General features: G+C 68.3%; 19 protein-coding genes and 5 pseudogenes. 19 read left to right on the forward strand and 5 right to left on the reverse strand.

The window, feature by feature from the left end:
• Positions 1-45 precede the first annotated feature (45 nt).
• The 3 genes from LNW71_RS32350 to LNW71_RS32360 are packed head-to-tail and all read left to right on the forward strand — an operon-like array spanning position 46 to position 1,947.
• Positions 46-831 (forward strand): DeoR/GlpR family DNA-binding transcription regulator, encoded by a 786-nt coding sequence (locus LNW71_RS32350; RefSeq protein ID WP_250971426.1) that lies wholly within the window; start codon positions 46-48, stop codon positions 829-831.
• Positions 832-859: 28 nt separating this feature from the next.
• Positions 860-1,237 (forward strand): DUF4406 domain-containing protein, encoded by a 378-nt coding sequence (locus LNW71_RS32355; RefSeq protein ID WP_250971427.1) that lies wholly within the window; start codon positions 860-862, stop codon positions 1,235-1,237.
• A complete protein-coding gene (locus LNW71_RS32360; RefSeq protein WP_250971428.1) occupies positions 1,234-1,947 on the forward strand; it encodes an NUDIX domain-containing protein in 714 nt (237 codons plus the stop codon). The genes LNW71_RS32355 and LNW71_RS32360 overlap by 4 nt, the downstream gene beginning before the upstream one ends.
• Positions 1,948-2,135: 188 nt before the next feature.
• On the opposite strand, the gene LNW71_RS32365 is transcribed toward LNW71_RS32360, so the two are convergent.
• Positions 2,136-2,756, reverse strand: a complete 621-nt coding sequence (locus tag LNW71_RS32365; RefSeq protein WP_250971429.1) for a TetR/AcrR family transcriptional regulator — start codon at positions 2,754-2,756, stop codon at positions 2,136-2,138.
• 83 nt (positions 2,757-2,839) lie between these two features.
• Between LNW71_RS32365 and LNW71_RS32370 the strand changes: the two are divergent.
• From LNW71_RS32370 to LNW71_RS32420, 11 genes and pseudogenes are all read left to right on the forward strand, one after another.
• Positions 2,840-3,785 (forward strand): annotated as a pseudogene (locus LNW71_RS32370) (aldo/keto reductase).
• A 95-nt stretch (positions 3,786-3,880) separates the two neighbouring features.
• Positions 3,881-4,201 carry a DUF2316 family protein gene (locus tag LNW71_RS32375; protein ID WP_250971430.1) on the forward strand — a complete coding sequence of 107 codons (321 nt, stop codon included), beginning with the start codon at positions 3,881-3,883 and terminating at the stop codon, positions 4,199-4,201.
• A gap of 509 nt (positions 4,202-4,710) precedes the next feature.
• A pseudogene (locus tag LNW71_RS32380) lies at positions 4,711-5,720 on the forward strand (aldo/keto reductase).
• 30 nt (positions 5,721-5,750) lie between these two features.
• Positions 5,751-6,164 carry an SRPBCC family protein gene (locus tag LNW71_RS32385; RefSeq protein WP_250971431.1) on the forward strand — a complete coding sequence of 138 codons (414 nt, stop codon included), beginning with the start codon at positions 5,751-5,753 and terminating at the stop codon, positions 6,162-6,164.
• Positions 6,165-6,307: 143 nt separating this feature from the next.
• Positions 6,308-6,994, forward strand: coding sequence for a gamma subclass chorismate mutase AroQ (gene aroQ, locus LNW71_RS32390; RefSeq protein WP_250971432.1), 687 nt, complete (start codon positions 6,308-6,310; stop codon positions 6,992-6,994).
• A 359-nt stretch (positions 6,995-7,353) separates the two neighbouring features.
• Positions 7,354-8,643 (forward strand): annotated as a pseudogene (locus LNW71_RS32395) (LCP family protein).
• A gap of 153 nt (positions 8,644-8,796) precedes the next feature.
• Positions 8,797-8,952 (forward strand): annotated as a pseudogene (locus LNW71_RS32400) (IS5/IS1182 family transposase); the annotation flags it as partial.
• A gap of 146 nt (positions 8,953-9,098) precedes the next feature.
• A complete protein-coding gene (locus LNW71_RS32405; RefSeq protein ID WP_250971433.1) occupies positions 9,099-9,512 on the forward strand; it encodes a DUF5133 domain-containing protein in 414 nt (137 codons plus the stop codon).
• Positions 9,513-9,671: 159 nt separating this feature from the next.
• A complete protein-coding gene (locus LNW71_RS32410; RefSeq protein WP_250971434.1) occupies positions 9,672-10,088 on the forward strand; it encodes a GNAT family N-acetyltransferase in 417 nt (138 codons plus the stop codon).
• 174 nt (positions 10,089-10,262) lie between these two features.
• A complete protein-coding gene (locus LNW71_RS32415) occupies positions 10,263-10,682 on the forward strand; it encodes a barstar family protein (RefSeq protein ID WP_250971435.1) in 420 nt (139 codons plus the stop codon).
• A 258-nt stretch (positions 10,683-10,940) separates the two neighbouring features.
• A complete protein-coding gene (locus LNW71_RS32420; RefSeq protein WP_250972229.1) occupies positions 10,941-11,309 on the forward strand; it encodes a VOC family protein in 369 nt (122 codons plus the stop codon).
• A gap of 252 nt (positions 11,310-11,561) precedes the next feature.
• Here the strand turns inward: LNW71_RS32420 and LNW71_RS32425 are convergent, their stop codons facing one another.
• The 4 genes from LNW71_RS32425 to LNW71_RS32445 form a co-directional block, all read right to left on the reverse strand.
• Positions 11,562-12,101, reverse strand: coding sequence for a GNAT family N-acetyltransferase (locus tag LNW71_RS32425; protein WP_250971436.1), 540 nt, complete (start codon positions 12,099-12,101; stop codon positions 11,562-11,564).
• Between the two features lie 319 nt (positions 12,102-12,420).
• Positions 12,421-13,080 carry a class I SAM-dependent methyltransferase gene (locus LNW71_RS32430; RefSeq protein ID WP_250971437.1) on the reverse strand — a complete coding sequence of 220 codons (660 nt, stop codon included), beginning with the start codon at positions 13,078-13,080 and terminating at the stop codon, positions 12,421-12,423.
• 192 nt (positions 13,081-13,272) lie between these two features.
• Entirely contained in the window at positions 13,273-14,142 is an 870-nt protein-coding gene (locus LNW71_RS32435; protein WP_250971438.1) for an acyl-CoA thioester hydrolase/BAAT C-terminal domain-containing protein, read from the reverse strand.
• Positions 14,143-14,484: 342 nt separating this feature from the next.
• Positions 14,485-14,880, reverse strand: a complete 396-nt coding sequence (locus LNW71_RS32445; RefSeq protein ID WP_250971439.1) for a VOC family protein — start codon at positions 14,878-14,880, stop codon at positions 14,485-14,487.
• A 422-nt stretch (positions 14,881-15,302) separates the two neighbouring features.
• Here LNW71_RS32445 and LNW71_RS32450 point away from each other — a divergent pair, with 422 nt between their 5' ends.
• From LNW71_RS32450 to LNW71_RS32470, 5 genes and pseudogenes are all read left to right on the forward strand, one after another.
• Positions 15,303-16,472, forward strand: a complete 1,170-nt coding sequence (locus tag LNW71_RS32450; RefSeq protein ID WP_250971440.1) for an SMI1/KNR4 family protein — start codon at positions 15,303-15,305, stop codon at positions 16,470-16,472.
• Positions 16,472-16,549, forward strand: a pseudogene (locus tag LNW71_RS37090) (IS5/IS1182 family transposase); the annotation flags it as partial. The gene LNW71_RS32450 and the pseudogene LNW71_RS37090, both read left to right, overlap by 1 nt.
• Positions 16,550-16,646: 97 nt before the next feature.
• On the forward strand, positions 16,647-17,246 hold the full coding sequence (locus tag LNW71_RS32455; RefSeq protein WP_250971441.1) for a YdcF family protein: 600 nt from the start codon (positions 16,647-16,649) through the stop codon (positions 17,244-17,246).
• Between the two features lie 300 nt (positions 17,247-17,546).
• Complete coding sequence (locus LNW71_RS32465; RefSeq protein WP_250971442.1) at positions 17,547-17,951, forward strand: DUF6188 family protein; 405 nt, start codon at positions 17,547-17,549, stop codon at positions 17,949-17,951.
• A 374-nt stretch (positions 17,952-18,325) separates the two neighbouring features.
• Complete coding sequence (locus tag LNW71_RS32470) at positions 18,326-18,502, forward strand: CsbD family protein (protein WP_250971443.1); 177 nt, start codon at positions 18,326-18,328, stop codon at positions 18,500-18,502.
• Positions 18,503-18,524 lie beyond the last annotated feature (22 nt).

The following is an 18,524-nucleotide window of genomic DNA, read 5'->3' on the forward strand; positions in this document are numbered from 1 at the left end:
CACAAGATGATGTTCAAACGAACATTGCTGTGTTAGAAATGGGTCATGGGTGTCGCTAATCGTCTGGACCTGACCCTGCGACTGGTGCAGGGCTCCGACCGGGTTTCCGTGTCGGAGCTCTCCCAGCGTCTGGGAGTCTCCGAAATGACCGTGCGCAGGGACCTCGACGCATTGGAGCGTCAGGGGCTGGTGCGCAGGGTGCACGGAGGCGCCGTCGCCACACGCTCCCGCGAGGAGGAGGCGGGATTCTCGGCCCGCGAGCCGTGGCAGGCCGCCACCAAGGACCGGCTCGGGGCAGCCGTGGCCGCGATGGTGGAACCGGGGTCGAGGGTGTTGCTGGACGCGGGTACCACCACCGTGCACGTGGCGGAGCACCTGGCGGGACGCGCCCCGCTGACGGTGGCGGTCCTCAGCCTCCAGGCTGCGGTGTGCCTCGCGGACCGGCCCGGCATCGATCTGCTGGTCGTCGGCGGCCGGTCCCGCTCCGGCGAGCGGTCCCTCGTCGGCCCGTTGGCCCTGCGCACACTGGAGGCCCTGGCCTTCGACAGCTTCGTGCTGTCCATCGGCGGGGTGCACGCGCAGCACGGGTGGTCGGAGTTCTCGCTCGACGACGCGGCCGTCAAGCAGGCCGCGCTGGCCGGTGCCGCCCGGACGATCGCGGTGGCGGACGCGACCAAGCTCGGGGTGCGCGCGTTCAGCCAGGTCGCCCCTTTGGGCGCGGTGGACGACTTCGTCACCGACGCCGCGGCCGAGGACGCCGCCACCCATCCCAACGGTCCCCTGACCCTGACCGCCCTGCGCGAAGCGGGCGTCCACACAGTCCTGGCCTGAACCGGGCCGACCACGAGGAGCACATGTCATGACCACCCTCCAGCAGCCCCTGATGATTCTGGTCGCCGGCCCCTACCGGTCGGGGACCGGCGACGACCCGGCCAGACTCGGCGCCCATGTGCGGGCGATGAACCGGACGGCCCTGGCGCTCTTCCGCGCAGGCCACCTGCCGGTCACCGGCGAGGCCCTGGCCCTTCCCCTGATAGAGACCGCGGGAGGCGCTGCCCCTGGCGACCCCGTCTTCCAGGAGATCTTCCACCCCGTCGCCGAACGGCTGCTGGCGCGTTGTGACGCGGTGCTGCGCATCGGCGGCCCCTCGGAGGGCGCGGACCGGATGGTCGCGGTCGCCCGGGCCCAGGGACTGGACGTCTACACCGGCATCGACGACATCCCGGCCGCCCGGTGACCGCCGGCCCGGACACCCCGGACCGGAGCGGACGTCCCGGCATCGATCTCCCGGACCGGCGCGGACGTACCGGCCTGGACCAGCACGGCAGGGACCTGACCGGCAATCCGCGCGTGCACATCAAGGACGTGGAGGTGCTCTCCTGCGACTGGTACGTCCTGCGCAGGACCACCTTCGACTACCAGCACAGCGACGGGCACCGGAGCCAGGAGCAGCGCGAGACCTACGACCGGGGTGACGGCGCCACGATCCTGCTCCACCACACCGAACGTCGTACCGTGCTGCTGACCCGTCAGTTCCGTCTCCCCGCCTACGTCAACGGGCATCGCGACGGGATGCTGATCGAGACCGCCGCCGGGCTGCTCGACGGCGACGCCCCGGAGGAAGCCATCCGGAGGGAGGCGGCCGAGGAGACCGGGCACACCATCGGCACTCCCGAGCCCGTCTTCGCCGTCTACATGAGCCCGGGGTCGGTCACCGAACGGCTGTACTTCTTCGCCGCTCCCTACGACTCCGCCACTCCCACGGCCGACGGGTACGGCGTCGCGGCCGAGGGGGAGGACATCACCACCGTGGAACTTCCCTTCGACGAGGCGCTCGCGATGATCCGCAGCGGGGAGATCGCCGACGCCAAGACCATCATGCTGCTCCAGTGGGCGGCACTGGACGGGCCTTTCCGGCCGGCCCGCTCCTCGCCCCGGTCCCGCTGAGCCGCCGCTGTGGGTGCCGGCTCGTCGAGGGGCCGGTGTGCGTCCTGGGTGGACGGCCCACGCGCGATACGTAGCGAGTGCCCGTCGGGTGCCACGCCACGCCGCGCTCGCGGCCGTACGGCCCACGGGCTACGCCTTTCCGGTCGGTGAGCCCCGGCGCACGTCGTAGGCCCCTGGACCGGACGGTTTCACCGGTCCGTCGTCGGGCGCAGCGCGTCGATGACGAGGTCGAGCAGCCGGCCGGTCTGCTCGGGTGTGCCGCTTCCCGCCGTGGCGAGGAACACCCCGAGGAGCATGGTGGTGACGTCGTCGGGGTCGACGTCCGCACGAAGTGACCCGGCCTCCGCTCCGCCGGCCAGGATCATCCCGATCGCGGCAGTGATGCGTTCCCGCGTGGCCGGCGTGGCGATCCTTCCCGAGGTCCAGCCGGTGCGGAGCGTGTTGGCCATCCCGCGCTTCTTCGCGACGAAGCCCGCATAGCCGTCCATCCACCTCCGCAGGGCGACATCGGGCGGGAACTCGTCGAGGAGGGTGGGCGCGCTCGTGGTGATGTCGTCGAGCTCGGCGCCGTACACGGCCTCGACGAGTGCCTCCCGGGTGGGGAAGTGACGGTAGAGGGTGCCGATGCCGACTCCGGCATCGCGAGCGATGCCCTCCAGCGGAACGGTGTCGTCGGCAGCCGCGAAGGCCGCTCGGGCGACAGTGATCAGCTTCTCGCGGTTGCGGCGCGCGTGGGCGCGGACCGGGCGGTCGGTGCCGGTGTTCCGGTCGGCGGGGACGCCTGCGGGCGTCGACTCGGACGGACTCAAAGCGGAGGGACCTCCGTTAGTGTTATGGTCGATTAGCGGAGGCTCCTCCGCTTTCTCTATCATCGCACGAGGACGGGATTGCCATGACATCCAGCAGTAGTACTCCGCGCCCCGAGGTAACGGCCTCCGGTGCCGCTCGTCCGGGGGCCCTGGCCTGCTCGCCGGCCGCACGGTATCCCGCGTCGGGTACGGGCCATGCAACTCGAGCGTCTGCGTCAGGACCGCGGCGCCGCTCTTGCGCTCCTGCGTCGCGCGGTCGAACTCGGTGTAGACCACATCGACACCGCCCAGTTCTACGGCGACGGCTTCGTGAACGGGCTCATCCGGGAGGCGATCCACCCCGAGGACGGCGTCCTGGTCGCCAGCAAGGTCGGCGCCGACGCCGACCCCGGCGGCCCCATCCCGCTCCGGCTCGCCCAGCGTCCCGAACAGCTCCGGGCGAGCGTCGAGGACAATCTCGTCAGCCTCGGCGTCGACCGCATTCCCCTGGTGAACCTGCGCCGCACGGACGCCGGCCCCGGGCTCCGGGCCGAGGGCGACCAGGTGGTCGGTATCGATGACCAGCTCGCGGTGATGGTCGCGATGCGCGACGAGGGCAAGATCGGTGCGATCGGGCTGAGCAGCGTCACCTTTGACGTGTTGCGGCATGCCATCCCGGCGGGCATCGCCTGCGTCCAGAACGCCTACAGCCTGGTGGCCCGTGGCGACGAGGACATGCTTGAGCTCTGCGTGGCGGAGGGGGTCGCCTGGGTTCCGTACTTCCCGCTCGGCGGTGCGTTCCCCGGCCTTACCAAGGTGACCGACGAGCCGGCCGTCACCGCCGGGGCGCGAGCTCTGGGGATCACTCCGTCGCAGCTGGGCCTCGCCTGGCTCCTGCGCCACGCTCCGAACGTGCACCTCATCCCGGGCACCGCCGACGCCGCTCACCTCGAGGCGAACGTTGCTGCGGGCACGCTTGCACTCGACGACGCCACGATCGCCGCGCTCGACGCCGTCCCCTCGCGCTCCGTCGACATTCCGCTCAGCTGACCCGCGCCCCGGCGCCCCGGCTGCCGGATCAAGGACTTGAACAGCAGCCCCGTACGAATCAGTCCCTGCGGAGCGGGGCGGACAGGAAGGCTCCGATGTCGCTGAACACCGCCGAACGGCTTCGAACGAGTGCGGAACTCAAGAACAACCTCGCACTCTCGGGGCTGACCCTCCATGAAGTGGCGGAAGACCTGCGATTCACCCCGGAGCGGCTGCAGTCCACGCTTGAGGCCGGCACCACGGCCGATCCGGTCGACGTGTGGCAGCTGCGCGACTATTTGGACCAAGCCTTGCGGGATGCCGGCGGACAGCCCGCCTCGTGCTCGGCGCTGACCGGGCGCGCCCGCCTCAAGGCGCGGATGTGGTTCTCGCTGCGAGATGCTCCACGCCACGTGTCACGGCCTCCTGACCTTTGAGTGGCCCTGCCGCTGTCCTTGCCTGGGGCCTCTCGTTCGGATCAGGTGGGGCTTGAGTGCCCTGCCGCCGCACCGCACCGCACCACGCGGCATGGCCGTCGGTGGCCGTCGCTCCGCTTCGCCCCCTCCTGCGCCGGGCGAGGCGCGGAACCGGGCCCTGCTCGCTGACCGACCTGACCCGACCTGACCGGCCTGACGACCTGAACCGATCGAAAGACCCTGGACGACCAGCCGCCCCGACGGGCGGCTGGTCGTCCCTCGTATGCGCGCGTTTTCGTTCCCGCCCGTAGGTGGTGGCGGGGCGGGGGCGTTAAGGGCATAGCGCGCGCACGCCTATAGGGCGCGCTTGCATATTGCCCGCGTGTGCAAGTAATGTTTCGGAGGTAAGCGACCGCCACGCACTTTTTCGCAGGGCCTGCCTGCGTCCGGCCGGTCGCGCCGCATGAAGCGTGTTCCGCCTCGCTCCACGCGGCACAACCCCCCATCAGCACCTGATTGAGGTCACCACCATGAGCATCCGCTCCCTGCTGCCCGGCCGCATCGGCTTCGGCACCGCCCCCTGGGCAACATGTTCCGCGCCATCCCCGAGGACGAAGCCGCCGCCACCGTGCAGGCCGCGTGGGACCAGGGCATCCGCTACTTCGACACCGCGCCGCTGTACGGTGCGGGGCTCGCCGAGATCCGGCTGGGTGACGTCCTCGCTCAGCAGCCCCGCGACGAGTTCGTCCTGTCGACGAAGGTGGGACGGGTCATACTCGACGAGGCCGAGGACCCCGCGAGCCGTGAACTCGGCGAGAAGGGGGCGCTGTTCGAGCACGGACGTCCCAACCGGATCGTGAACGACTACAGCGCCGACGCCACCCTGCGCTCCATCGAGGACAGCCTCAAGCGCCTGAGGACGGACCGGCTCGACATCGTCTGGGTCCACGACGTCGCACAGGACTTCTACGGCGATGAATGGGTCAACGTCTACGAGAGCGCCCGCACCGGCGCCTTCCGGGCGCTGACCCGGCTGAGGGAGGAGGGCGTGATCAAGGCCTGGGGCCTCGGCGTCAACAAGGTCGAGCCGCTGGAAATGACGCTCGACCTGGACGAGCCGCACCCCGACGCGTTCCTGCTTGCCGGGCGCTACACGCTGCTCGACCACGGACGAGCCCTGCAGCGCCTGCTGCCCGCCGCGGCCGCGCAGGACGTCGACATCGTCGTGGGCGGCCCGTACAGCTCAGGCATCCTCGCGGGCGGCAACCACTTCGAGTACGCCGAGGCGCCCGCCGACATCATCGAGAAGGTCGGCCTCATCAAGGCGCTGGCGCAGCAGAACGGCATCGGCATCAAGGCCGCCGCCCTCCAGTTCGTACTGGCCCACCCCGCCGTCGCCGCGGTCATCCCCGGTGCCACCCGCCCCAGCCGGATCGCCGAGGACCTGGGCGCCCTCGCGCAGGACGTCCCCGACACCTTCTGGGCCGCGCTGCGCGAGCAGGCAGTCATCTCGCGCGACGCGCCCGTCCCCACCATCTGATCCCGCCCGCACCCGCCCTGAGGACGCACCATGAGTTCCGTCACCGTCACCCGCACCATGCCGCACCCCGCCGGACAGATCTGGGAGCTCGTCGGCGGCTTCGGCTCCCTGCCCGACTGGTTGCCCTACATCCGACAGTCCGAGCTCAGCCACGGTGGCCGGCTGCGCACGCTGACGAACGCCGATGGTGGCGTGATCGTCGAACGGCTCGAAGCCTTCGACGAGGCGGACCGCAGCTACCGCTACTCCATCGCACAGGCGCCGTTCCCCGTCACCGGCTACCTCTCCACCCTGCGGGTCATCGACCTGGGGCGGGAGGGCGCCCGGGTGGAATGGTCGGGCACGTTCACTCCGGAGGGCGTGAGCGAGAGTGAGGCGAAGGACCTCTTCGAAGGCATCTACCGCGATGGCCTCGCAGCCCTTGCGGAGACGCTCGACGCCTGACGGGCAGCCTTCTGGGCGCCTGGCGGGTCGGGGTCAACGCCGACGGTCGAGCGCCGCGCGTTGTCACGGGCGCCGCCGGAGCCCGACCGTACGATCGGCCCATGCAACCGTCCGTGTACGCAAGGTGCTCACTAGTGGCGTGCGTGGCTACGGCCGCCTTCATCGCGGGCCCAGGCACTCGTGCGGCCGCCACCCCGTCACCGGCCGCGCCGGCAGCGGGGGCGAGCCTGGGCGGGTACGCCCGACTCCACTCGCTCGCCGCTCTCTCGGCCCGGCGGCTCGACACGGCCCGTCCGGTCGCCGCCGCGAAGTGGGGGACGGGCGATCCCGTCGAGGACCCGTCACGTGAGCGGCAGGTGCTCGACACTGCGGCGCTGCAGGCGCGCGAAGCGGGAGCTGACCCCGGCGCGACGGTGCGGATCTTCCGGGACCAGATCGAGGCGAACAAGCAGGTGCAGCGCGCGTTGCACCGACGCTGGGATGCGGACCCCTCCGTCGCGCCCAAGCTCCGGCCGGACCTCACAGAGGTGCGCGAGGCGATCAATCGCGTCAACGTCGACCTGGTCCGTGCGATCGCAGACTCCGCCGCGGCACGCGCGGCTCCTTCCTGCGCCGGCACCCTGTCCGCCGCCGAGTCGCACGTACGACGCATCGGGCACCTCGATCGCCCCCGCACGGCAGCGCTGACCCGCGCACTGCGTTCCGTCTGCACGGCGGGGGCCCCTCGGCCCGGTGGGCCGCATTCCTGGTCCAGCGGATTGTCGGCGTGGGCAGCGCCGTTGACGATGTTCATCGTTCAGCAGCAGCAGGTGGGCGTCGGCGCCCTCTAGGTAGCGGTAGGGGGCTGACGGTGGGCCGCCGCGGCGGCCGTGGTGGTGGCGAGGTGGACGCCGAGGATCGCGTGGGCGCCGAGCGGGAGTTGGTGGCGGTGCCGTCGAGGGCGACCGGAGCGGCGCCGGGCGCACCCCACGGACGGCCCAAACGATCGTATAAAGTCCGGTGATTGACATCGGGCGTCTGGTGTCCGGTCACGCCGGGTGGTCGGTCGGGGCGGGCGCGGGGGGCGATTCACATGGGTGGGACACGCGGACGAAAGAGTGCTCCGGCGGGCGGGCGCTCGCGTAGGCGCGCGGGCGGGAAACCGGGCGGGCTGACGCGTCGGGGCCGGATCGTTGCCTGGACCGCCGGTATCGGCGCCGTGTGCGTCCTCGGCGCCGGCGGTGCCGGTGCGTGGATCTACAACGACCTCGACAGCAACATCCATGGCGCCCACCTCGACGGCAAGCTCGGCGAGGACCGCCCGGAGAACATCAGTCCCGGGTCGCGGAACATCCTGGTCGTGGGCTCCGACAGCAGGTCCGGGGCCAACGCCCGGTACGGCGGCATGGAGGGGGCACCATGCACTCCGACACGCTGATGGTCCTGCACATCCCCGCGAACCGGAAGTGGGCCGCGGTCGTCTCCTTACCCCGCGACTCCTGGGTGCGAATACCGGCCTGCGACAAGGGCAACGGTACGACCTCCGAGGTCCATCACTTCAAGATCAACGAGGCGTTCTCGCTCGGCGGCACAAGCGGCGAGGTGGCCGACGCCGCCGCTTGTACCATCAAGACCATCGAAGCCAACACCGGTCTGCGCATCGACAACTTCATGTCGGTCGAATTCCAGGGGTTCAAGGGCATGGTCAACGCCCTGGGCGGCATAGAGGTCTGTCCTGAGCAGGCCATCCACGACAAGAAGGCCCACCTCGATCTGGAGGCCGGCTGCCAGACGATCAGGGACGAGAAGGCGCTCGGCTACGTGCGTGCCCGCTACAGCGTGGGCGACGGCTCCGACACCGGACGCATCGGCCGCCAGCAGGAGTTCATGTCGGCGCTGGCCGAGAAGGCCAAGTCGAAGATCACCGACGCCGGTGCCCTCTACAAGTTGCTGCAGTCCCTCACCAAGTCCCTGACCACGGACGACGACCTGGCCGGGGTGAAGCCGCTCACCGGCCTCGCGTCCGAGCTGAAGGGCGTCCCGGAGGACCGGCTGACGTTCCTCACCGTTCCCAGCTATCCGCGCGAAGCCGACGTCCCGACGGACAAGGCCAACGTGGTGTGGCAGTACCCGCAGGCCGCCACCGTGTTCACTGCCCTGGCCAAGGACAGGGAGATCGACAAGAAGAGCCTGGAGGCGGACGCGAAGGATCCGCTGTACGCGTCCTCCGTGCACGTGCGTGTCCTCAACGGATCGGACACCGGGGGAAGGCCGCCGCGGTCGCCGAGAGACTGCGCGAGGCCGGGTTCACCGTTACGGGCACCGGCAACGCGCCGCACACCGGCCGCACCACGGTCACCTACCCCCGGGCCTCGCCGACCGGGCCGCGGTCCTCGCGTCCCAGGTACCCGGCGCGCACGCTGTCGAGGACGCCGCCGCCCCGGCCGGCGAGGTCACCCTGGTGGCCGGCACCGAACTGGACGTCGACGACCTGCGATAGGGCACCACATCAAGAGACCGAGCGAGCCGTGCTTCCGCGTCTGCGACAGGACGCGGGAGTACGGACTCCGCGTCCGTACCGGATGCCGTCGTGCTGCGGCGGAACCAACGGTGCTGCCGGCCGCGGATTCGCCCGCTGACGTCGACGCCGACAATCGAGCGCACGATCTCGTGGCTGTCCGGCTACCGCAGACTCAGCCCCCGCTACGAACGCAACCCCCGCAACTCCCTGGCTTTTCTCGGCCTTGCCGCTGCCCTGTGCTGCGACAGGCGACTCCTCAGACCCACCACACTGGACACCGTCAAGTGACCAGGTCACTCAAACTTCGATGACACCCGCTCGAACTTCGATGGCACAGGACAGTCGCGAGCGCACCGCCTGTCAGTCGCGCCATGACCCTTCATTCGGTGCTCGCCGAAGTCACCACCTTCACCTGACCACTCGTCCGGCAGGTGGTGACGTTTCCTCAGCAGGCGTTGGAATGCTTTCCGGGAAGCGGGCACCTGGACATCGCCAGCGAGACCCGATCCGCCGGGCGGCTCGGGAAGATGTACCTATTCGACGAGGAGTTGGCCTTGCTGCTTCCCACACCGGGTGACTTGCGTGCCGCGTTGTCCCGCTACGCCGACGCGGTGATCGAGGACGAGCGCCGTTCCACCCCGGACACTCTCCGGCGGCGTGAGGACACGGCGTACACCCTGTGCATCATGACGGGTGTCACCGACGTAAAGCAGGCCCTGGCCGCTGCCGACGCACTGCTACGGCCGACCGCGCCCGAGGCACGGGCCGCGGCAGCAACAGACGCGCCGGACAATGCGAGCCGTCCCGGCGGCGCTCAGCGCACTTGTTCCGTCACTCTTGCCGTGTGAGGCGGCGGGCCTGCGTCGTCGGGTGCCTGTTTCCAGTTCCTGACGACGTGTTCTGTCGGGGTGGCAAACTGAACAGGTGATCGACGATCTTCCTGTTGGGCTGCGGGCCCGGCACCCTGCCGAAGAGGACCACCCTCGCGTGCTCGCTGTACTGGACACGTGGTGGGCGGCCTGAAGGGGAAGGCGGGGGCGACGGAGCGTGCGTTGCTTCTGCCCCGGCTCTATTTCCAGCACTTCACCTCCACCAGTTTTCTGGTCGAACGCGGAGGCGGCGACGTTGCCGCTTTCCTGGTCGGCTTCCCGTCGCAGACCGAGCCCGAAACCGCCTATGTCCACTTCGTCGGCGTCGACCCTGTGCTGCATGGGCAGGGCCTCGGGCGTGTCCTCTACCGCACGTTCTTCGAGCTCGCCCGGTCACACGGGCGTCGCTATGTGCACTGCATCACGAGCCCGGAGAACGCGGCGTCACAGGCATTCCACACGCGGCTCGGCTTCGCCGCCTCACCCGTGAAGCCGGACTACGACGGTCCCGGGTTCGACCGGGTGGCGTTCACCATCGACCTTTCCGCGCAGTGATGCGGGTCCGATACGGGCAGCCGACTGGTATGACGTTGGCCGTTTCGTTTGGATCTAGACTCTGCAGCGCGCTGCCGTCACCGGCTCTGAAGGCGCTGGATGTCCTGGATCACTGGAGGGAGGATGGCGGTGCACATCGTGCCCTGGATACACGTCGTTCCGGAGCAAGGCGCCTTGCCAGTCGATCTACTGCTTCCCACGACCGGCAGGACGTACGTAGCCCGGCTCGACGGCCGGGAGATGCACGACACGGACTCCGTCTTCCAGCAGTTCTACGACAGACTGCAGCTGCCGGATTACTTCGGGTGGAACTGGGATGCCCTCTCCGACTGTCTGCGCGACCTGAAGTGGCTGCCCGCGGACCACTACGTACTCATCGTCGAGGCCGCGGACGAGGCACTGCCGGGCGATGCCGCCGGACGGCGGCTGCTCTTCAGGACGCTTCTACGGGCAGGACAGAGATGGTCCTCCGCACAGGGGCCCGAGGGCACTGACCTCAGCAGGCTCGTAGTCGTCATGTCCTGCGACGCGGCATCCGTTTCGGGACTGCAGGTGCAACTGCGCTTGTGCTGGGAAGAGACGACTTCGTCATAGAAACGGCTTCATCTCGCGGACCAGAGGAAGATGTCTGCGACATGTAGTCCGGCCGGCAGATGGTGGCGGTCCTCTCGTAGCGGGTGGCGATGCCGCGCCACTGCTTCAGGCGGTTGATGCTCTGCTCGACGGTGTTGCGCTGATGCTGGTCGTGGGCGGCTGTCTGTGTCGTAGATCGTCCGGTGGGGTGGTCGGCCGATGAGTTCGCCGCCCTTGAACGGTCTACCCATCGACAAGACCGTTCTCGACAGGAGTGCCATGTCCACCATCCAGCCAGTGATCGTGACTGCCGACCAGGACGTTCTGCTCGGCTTCTATACAGAATTGTTCGGCGCTGAGGAGATCTTCCGGGTGCCGGCGGAAGGCCCGGCCTTCTACCTCGGCTTGCGCATCGGCGACACGGACCTCGGGCTGGTGGCCAAGGAGGATCCCGGCACCGGGGCCGGGGCGCGGATCCTGCTCAGCATCGGTGTCGACGACGTCGACGAGACGCTCGGCCGGGTGGAGGCGCTGGGCGGCTCGGTCCGCCGAGGCCCCAAAGACATGCCGTGGGGACAGCGCGTCGCCCACATCCAGGACCCCGACGGCAACCCGGTGAACCTCACTCAGCCGATTCCGGGCCGGTGACACTGTTCCCGCATGCGCTGATCGGGGGCTGCCTGCGGGAGAGGTCAACTGCCGCTAGCGGCCCCGATGTTCGTCACCACGAGTACTGCGCGAAACAGGTGGGTGGCCTGGGCCGGGTCAGGACGGAGTCTGATGTCCTTCGACGTGGGTCTCTTCGCTCTGCAGCTTCATCCTTCGTCCGGCCTTTCGCCCTGCAGAGTGGCCTTTCGTCGAGGGCCCGGGGTAGTGGGTCGTGGCCGGTTGATCACGCGTTCAATCGGAGGGCGTGACCGGGGACCGCAGGCCGAGCCACTGCTCGGCGTCCCAGGCATGGAACACCTCTATCCCGGTGAACCCCAGCTTCTCCGCGAGACGCATCGAGCCAGCGTTGGCGGTCTGGGTGGCGAGCACCACCGGCTCCCCGGGCAGGACAGCGTCGAACCAGTCGAGTGCTGCCGCGCACGCCTCGGCGGCGTACCCGAATCCCCATGCTCGCGGCAGAAACAGGTAGCCGAGATCGACCTTCCCCACGGCAGCCGGGCGATGGTGCTCCGTCGCCCGGCTGAGCAGGATCTCACCGATCATCGCCCCGTCGAGATCGACGACGAAACACCCGGGCCGCTGCCCAGGAACCTCGGGCACCTCGCGCTCGAGCTCGTCACGCGGGCGGGGTCCGCCGAGGTAGGTGTGCACCTCGGGCGACGCCAGCAATTCGATGAAAGCCGCACGGTCCCGAGCCTCGGGCTCACGGAGCACGAGCCTTTCGGTCCTGATCGGGGCAGGTGGCCAGGCGACGGCTCCGAGATCAGTCATGCCGGCCACCTAATCAGCCGGCTCGGCAGCGATCAAGCCTCGCAGATCGATCGAGCTACCGGGTTCGTCACCAGGGTTGGCGTTGGGTAACCAGCTCAGCGGGCCATGAAGCGGTCCATCTCCCTTGCCCGTGCGGCCAGGGCGGTGACGACGTCGGCTGATGCGGTGCAGGAATTGCCGGAGGTCTGCACATCGTGAGGGACGCCATCAGGTACCGGTCCGGTTTCAGGTTCGGACCTCATCGCGGTCTCTCCGGCTCAGACACCTCGAAGCGGAGTGGAAGGGCTCCCTGAGATCCGGCCCGATCCAAAAGAATGACCTAGCGGCGCGCCAGGAGCACGCCACCGAGTCTGCGCGCGGCTGACGTGAGCGTGGGGTGGGTCTCGAGAGTGAAGCCGGCCTCGTCGAGCCAGGCAGCCACTTGACTCGGAGGGCGACGACGGACATAGGACTCCGGCCAACTCTCGCCGTCCTCCCGCGGTTTGGTCGGTGTGGGGTCGCCGACGTGGAAACCCAGCAGCAGCAGGCCGCCGGGCCGCAGCACCCGACGGAAGCCCGCAAGAACCGTGCCGATTGCTTCATCGGGGACGTGAATGATCGAGTACCAGGCGACAAGGGCAGCCAACGCGCCGTCAGTCAGGTCGAGTTGAGTCATCGACCCCACCTCGAAGCGCAGACCGGGATGTTCACTCCGCGCCACCTCGATCATCCGCGGTGACAGATCGATGCCGAAGGCGTCCACCCCGAGGTCCCTCAGGTGGGCGGTGATCCTCCCAGGCCCGCAACCCACGTCCGCGACGGTTCCGCCGCCGTGTGCCCTTACCAACTCGGCGAACAGCGCCATGACGTCCCGCTCGGGCGGTAGTTCGGCCAGGAGGTTTCGTACCTCGTCCGCGTAGCTGATGGCGTCGGCGTCGTAGGACGCCCGGGTGTCCGCCAGCCACTTCTCGGCCTCTGGGCCCTCCCGTCCGGTGCTCACACCCGCAGGTTAGCCCACAAACCGGTCGCAGCGACCAGCATCCGGGGCCGCCGCCCCTCCCCGCGCACAGAGACAGATCGGAAAGGGCCCAGGAGCGCGACTTCGGCCATGTACGCGACTGGCTTCACCGCCGCCGGATCGTGCCTTGTGTTGCGTCCGGGGCATCGCACCCTCCGCCCGCCCGTGCCCGGATCAACTGCCCAGGACGACAGGTCCTGCGAGCACGCCCACGATGTGAGGCCATGCCTTCGCACCGAGGTCGGCGTCGGCTTCGGCAGTGCCGCCGTAGCGGAACCGGTGGGAAGGGGCGGCCGGTCCCTCCCCTGGCAACCGCGGGCGATGTCCGGCGTCGGACGCACTGATGACTTTGGCAGTGCGGCCCGCCGACGCCCTGCGTGACGCCAACTCCTGCGCGAACACCAACGATGGCCACATCTCGTCGTCACCACCCGCCACGAGCAGAATCTCAGCGGCGGACTGCTCGATCGGGATCACGGCCTGCCTCGCCGCCTCGTCAAAGGTCTGCCGACTGTGCTCGTAGTGCGTTCGGCAGGCGGTGGGCTCCCCTTGTGCTTCCGCGGGAGCCCAACTGTCGTCGTAGGGAACGAACGGGACAGACTCCTCCTGCCAGGTCCACGACGAGCGATAGGGGTAGATCTTCCCGTCCGAACCGGGGCCGACGTTCGCCCAGACCACGGACGTGGGCGACAACGCGACCACCGCGTCAACACGCGGATCGTGGACGGCGAGGAGCAAGGCGGCTTCGGCACCCTTGGACAGCCCGAGCACACCTATCCTCTCCGCCCCCTTGGCCCGCAGCAGGTCGATCGCGGTACCGAAGTCTTCCAGTGGAATCTCGCAGATTCCCGCAGGCTGCCCGTCGCCGCCGAACCACCGGATCGACAGGGCTGTCATTCCGGTACGCGCGAACAGGCGGCAGCGGTCAGCTTCGATGCGGCCGCTCGAACCAGCCAGTACCAGCACGCCCACCTTGCTGCCGCCGACGGGCTCCACCATCACACCCTCGCACTGGGCATTGATCGTGTGCTCGATGATCTCCACTGGACCCCCTTGTGGTGGACTCGTATCGGAGATCTTTCCAGGGGTGACCAGTCCGGCCCTACATGGGCATCCCGGGGCTGCTGGTGACCCCGGCGGACGGGACGAAGTCGGTCACCCTCGGCGGCCGGGCGTCGACACACTGCCCGTCAGGAACGGGACCGGCTCCCCGGTGAGAGTTGGCCCGGTCGGGAATGCCGGTCAGGGCGACTGTCCGGCTGGCTGACCCGCACATCCCGAGCCCTGCCCGTCGGATCATGGGCACAGATGCATGTCTCACGACTGCTGTCTTCGCGGTGACGCGACGGCTGCCGTGTCGGGCGGGGCGCGGGTGCCGCTCGCGGCCTATTTCTCCGGTGCCAGGGTGCGTAGGACGTCGAACTCGTTGCCCTCGGGGTCGGCCATGACCACCCAGTTCCGGTCCGGGCCCTGGCCTACATCCGTCGTGGTGGCGCCGAGACCGAGCAGTCTGGTCACCTCGTCCTCGGTGCTGCAGTCGATCGGGCTGACGTCGAGGTGCAGTCGGTTCTTGACGGTCTTGCCCTCGGGCACCTGGATGAACTGCAGGGTGGGCGGCATCTGGCGGGCCCGAACGTCCTCTACGGTCGGTACCCAGGAGGCGATCTCGACCTTGCTCTCGCTCCGGTCGATCACCTTGAAGTCCAGGGCTGCGCACCAGAACGCCGCGAGCCTCTCCGGGTCTTGGCAGTCAACGGTCAACTCGGTGAACCTACTTGTCACGGCGCTCCCAGGTAGTGCGGACGGCGCTCAGAATAGGCCGTCCTTCCGAAGGATTCGAGATCCTTCTGACCGATACGTACCTGACCTGGCATCAGGTAGGCGTAAAGCCCCTGATAGGAGCAGGTCTGCAAGCAGATTCCGGGCACCAGGGGCGTTTCGCGCGTTGGCCCGAACCACCTTTACCGGGTATGGCCGATGTCGGCCGAGTCGCCGGTTGTTGAGGCTCGGCCCGGTGGGTTCGCTGTCATTGAGCTTCTTCGAGTTGGCCACCGATCGGGTGATTGTGACTGGGCGCTTCACTTGGCGAGTGAGCGCTTGAGTGGGTGGCTGCAGCGTCCGGTGCCGGCAGCTGGGTGAGCCGCGGGCAAGGCCGATGAGCGACGATCAAGCTGTTGTCAGTGGCTGACTCTAGGGTCGGCCCTATGACAGCAGACCTGGTCCATGCCTCATGGACTCGCATCGACGCGTGGCTGCGCGAGCACGTGCCCCGTACTTTCGCCACGCTTCGGCCGCCCGCCAGGAACGAGGAGATCGCGGCAGCGCAAGAGGAACTGGGAGTCACCTTTCCTCCGGACCTGGTCGCTTCACTCCTCCGACACAACGGGGCGCTGGAGGGAGCTGAGGCTTTCCGGTTCAGCACGGGCGACCGGCTGCTCGGAGTGAGCGGGATCCTCGGGGATACCGAGTTCATGCGTGGCTTTGACCAAGGCATCGACGGGGAGGTCGAGGGCCACTGGCTTCGCAGCTACGTAAAGTTCGGTTCCTATGACGTGACGTCGGACGGTCTCCTGGTGGATTGCCGTACTGGGCGGGAATCCTTCGGTGCGATCGGGCGGTTCTTCGACGAGACCGGCACCAGTTTCGGACAGGCCGACTCGTTGGGTGGGTATCTGGCCGAATTGGCCGGCAAGCTTGAGCGCGGCAAGGACGGTGGTGTCGTCACGTTCAACGGCCGGCTGTTCTGGGAGGGGCCTCTGGCTCCCAGGCAGGAGTGCAGTGCCGACGATTCCCTTCCCGCGCCGGATGAGAAGCTGCCGGAGCTGGACCTGTCCCACAGTCCCACCGACCTCTTGCACGCGAGCTACTTGGACGGGCTTGAGGAACTCGGTGCACTGATCGCGATCCTGCCGTGTGAGCAGGTGGTTGAGGCCGCGCGGAAGCAGTTGCGCAGACTGGCGGTCGAATCGGGTCTGAACAAGTACCCGGAGGTCAAGTCAGCCCTGGACGTGTGGGAGTGCGGTGTGGCTCCACCGCGGCCGGACCAGACCGGGCCGCTCGCTTTGCGACTCCGCGCGGTGCTCGTGCAGGCCGACACCGGCCGAGACGTCACTCTCAGGTGGGCCGCGGAGAAGATAGCCCTCGGGATCTGGGGGTCCCCCTACAGGTCCGTGTACGAGAGCGCGGAAATCCGCAGTCATTTCACTGTCGACTGGCGTGCGGATCTGCATGCGGACCTGGGCAAGCCTCCGCTGCCGCCGATACCTGACGAGCGCTTCTGGGGGCTCTGCGCAACCCCGCCATCGACTCCAGTTGGTACGCAGCTGAGTACACCCAAGATCAGGACTGACCCCGGGGATTTCGGCTCCGTGTGAGCAACGCGGTCGTCGATCTGCTCGCCGGTCAGGCGCCGGGCCTGCTGAAGGCGCTGCGCGAGCACGAACCGGACTTCGGAAGCTCATTGAGTCCTTGGAACTTCCAACAGAAGGCCTCGTCTGTAGCGCCGTTGGCCTTCGCTGCCCGATGTCGCGGTGCCATAGGGTCGCCGCATGCGACGAAGGACAGGACTGGCCATAGCTGGGGCTGCGGCCCTGGCCTGGGGCGAGTGGTTGAACTGGCGTTGGTCTCGAGCCCTCGTGGGGCGCAGCGGGGGTGCATCCGTAGCTGTGGTCGTGTTGGGCTTCCGGAATCCCCAACCGACGGCGAACTTCATCAACCGCTGGCGAGTCCGTGCCGGAGTCCGCTCCGTTGCCGCTGACAACGCGCCAGACACTCGCGTCATCTTCAGTGGTGGTGAGACCAGCAGCTGCGCTGCGGAAGCCCAGTTGATGGCTGACTACGCGAGGTCGGTATGGGAGTTCGACGGCGTCGTTCTCCTCGAAGACCGAAGTGCGACGACATGGGAGAACATCACGAACGTGATCCCCTTGCTTGAGGACGTCGATCGCATCAAGATCGCCTCCCAGCCGGCTCACGCGCTCAAGGCCCGCGCGTACTTGCGGCGGCAGCGCCCTGATCTGGCTGAGAAGCTCGTGCGCGCGGATGACTACCGGCCGGGCGAGTGGATGGTCGCCAAACCTCTGCTGGCTTTGTACGGTCTCTGGACGCTCCGCGGGCTCAAGGCCGACGAGCGGAAGATTTCGCAGTGAACAGCTGCTGTCGAGTCGGCCTCACACAAGGTAGTTCTTGAGTCGGCGCCAGCAGATGGCGCGCATTCGAGGGTGCGGGCGGCTTGGCGGATGTCGTCGCGGATCTCCCAGCGGATCCGCAGGCGGCGGACGGCGGAACGGTGCAGGTGGCCAGACGTACTCTCCACGATCCAGCGTTGAGTGCCGAGCCCCGGAGCCGTGTTCGGTGCCGCGGCGGGCGATCAGCCGCTGCACACCGAGAGTCCGGGCCGGGCGGCGGTATTTAGGAGCGTTGCTGGTTCGGGTCCGTAGCCTTGCCGTATGGAGAACGGGATCGACCGCGTGGAGGACGGCTGGGACGTCCGCTCCATGCGCGGAGTGGGCGTCGGCGAGGTGATGGTCGGCAACACGATGAGGCTGCACATCGGTTCGAACAAGATCGAGGTGTGGGGTCCTGCCGAGCTGACCGCAGCAGGTGAGACGGCTCCCGTGCACGCCGGCACTCGGATCAATCTGGGTCGGGTACCGAAGCTGCTTGATCAGGTGGTCGCTGAGGTTCACGCCGGAGATTCAGGCGTTCTGCGGGTGCGCTTTGCCAGTGGGTGGCGGTTGGACGTTCCGGTGGCCCGTAGCGGCCCTGGCTGGATCGTCGGTCTAGGTGGCCGCTGCTTCCTCAGCTCCGCAGTGGGCGGCGGTGTGAGGATCTCCACTCCGGGAAAGGCCTGAGCGTCATGTCTGGTGCATTGCACCCCTGTATTGCACCCCCGTGTATTGCTCCCTTGAACCGCCCTCGCGGCGTTACGAGCTCCTATAGCCCGGCGGGGGAGTCGGGCCCGGGCGTTCCGGTAGGGGCCCGTGGTCATTTCGCAGCCGAGATCCTGGAGTCGTTCCGGCGTCGACGAAATGGGTGGTCGGAGGTGCTGTGCTGGAGGTCATGGTTTCCGGCGCGGCGACACTGCCGGCCACATAGTGCTGCTACCCCGAATTCACGCACTCAGAGTCACGACAGTTTCCCTGTGGAAACTGTGTGGTTTGGGCGGGCGATGAGCGGTGAGTCGGGGGATGACACTGTTTTCGAGAACGACAGGGTGTGAGTGGTTGTGGCTGCGGACGAGAAGGCTCAGGCCAAGGGCGAGCAGGCCGAGGGCAAGGTCAAGAAGGTCGTCGGGGGCGCGGTGGGTAACGAGTCCCTGAAGGCGGAAGGGCGTGCCGAGGAGTCCAAGGGTGACCTGCGGCAGGCCAAGGAGAAGGCCAAGGACGCCGTCAAGCCCAAGTAGCACCGCACCCCACTGATCCCGG

Source organism: Streptomyces sp. RKAG290, assembly GCF_023701695.1.
Lineage (GTDB): Bacteria > Actinomycetota > Actinomycetes > Streptomycetales > Streptomycetaceae > Streptomyces.

Coding starts and splice junctions, on each gene's coding strand:
- LNW71_RS32350 (WP_250971426.1), top strand. CDS start 46: ATGGGTGTCGCTAATCGTCTGGACCTGACCCTGCGACTGGTGCAGGGC.
- LNW71_RS32355 (WP_250971427.1), top strand. CDS start 860: ATGACCACCCTCCAGCAGCCCCTGATGATTCTGGTCGCCGGCCCCTAC.
- LNW71_RS32375 (WP_250971430.1), top strand. CDS start 3,881: ATGTCGCTGAACACCGCCGAACGGCTTCGAACGAGTGCGGAACTCAAG.
- LNW71_RS32385 (WP_250971431.1), top strand. CDS start 5,751: ATGAGTTCCGTCACCGTCACCCGCACCATGCCGCACCCCGCCGGACAG.
- LNW71_RS32420 (WP_250972229.1), top strand. CDS start 10,941: ATGTCCACCATCCAGCCAGTGATCGTGACTGCCGACCAGGACGTTCTG.
- LNW71_RS32425 (WP_250971436.1), bottom strand. CDS start 12,101: ATGACTGATCTCGGAGCCGTCGCCTGGCCACCTGCCCCGATCAGGACC.
- LNW71_RS32450 (WP_250971440.1), top strand. CDS start 15,303: ATGACAGCAGACCTGGTCCATGCCTCATGGACTCGCATCGACGCGTGG.
- LNW71_RS32455 (WP_250971441.1), top strand. CDS start 16,647: ATGCGACGAAGGACAGGACTGGCCATAGCTGGGGCTGCGGCCCTGGCC.
- LNW71_RS32465 (WP_250971442.1), top strand. CDS start 17,547: ATGGAGAACGGGATCGACCGCGTGGAGGACGGCTGGGACGTCCGCTCC.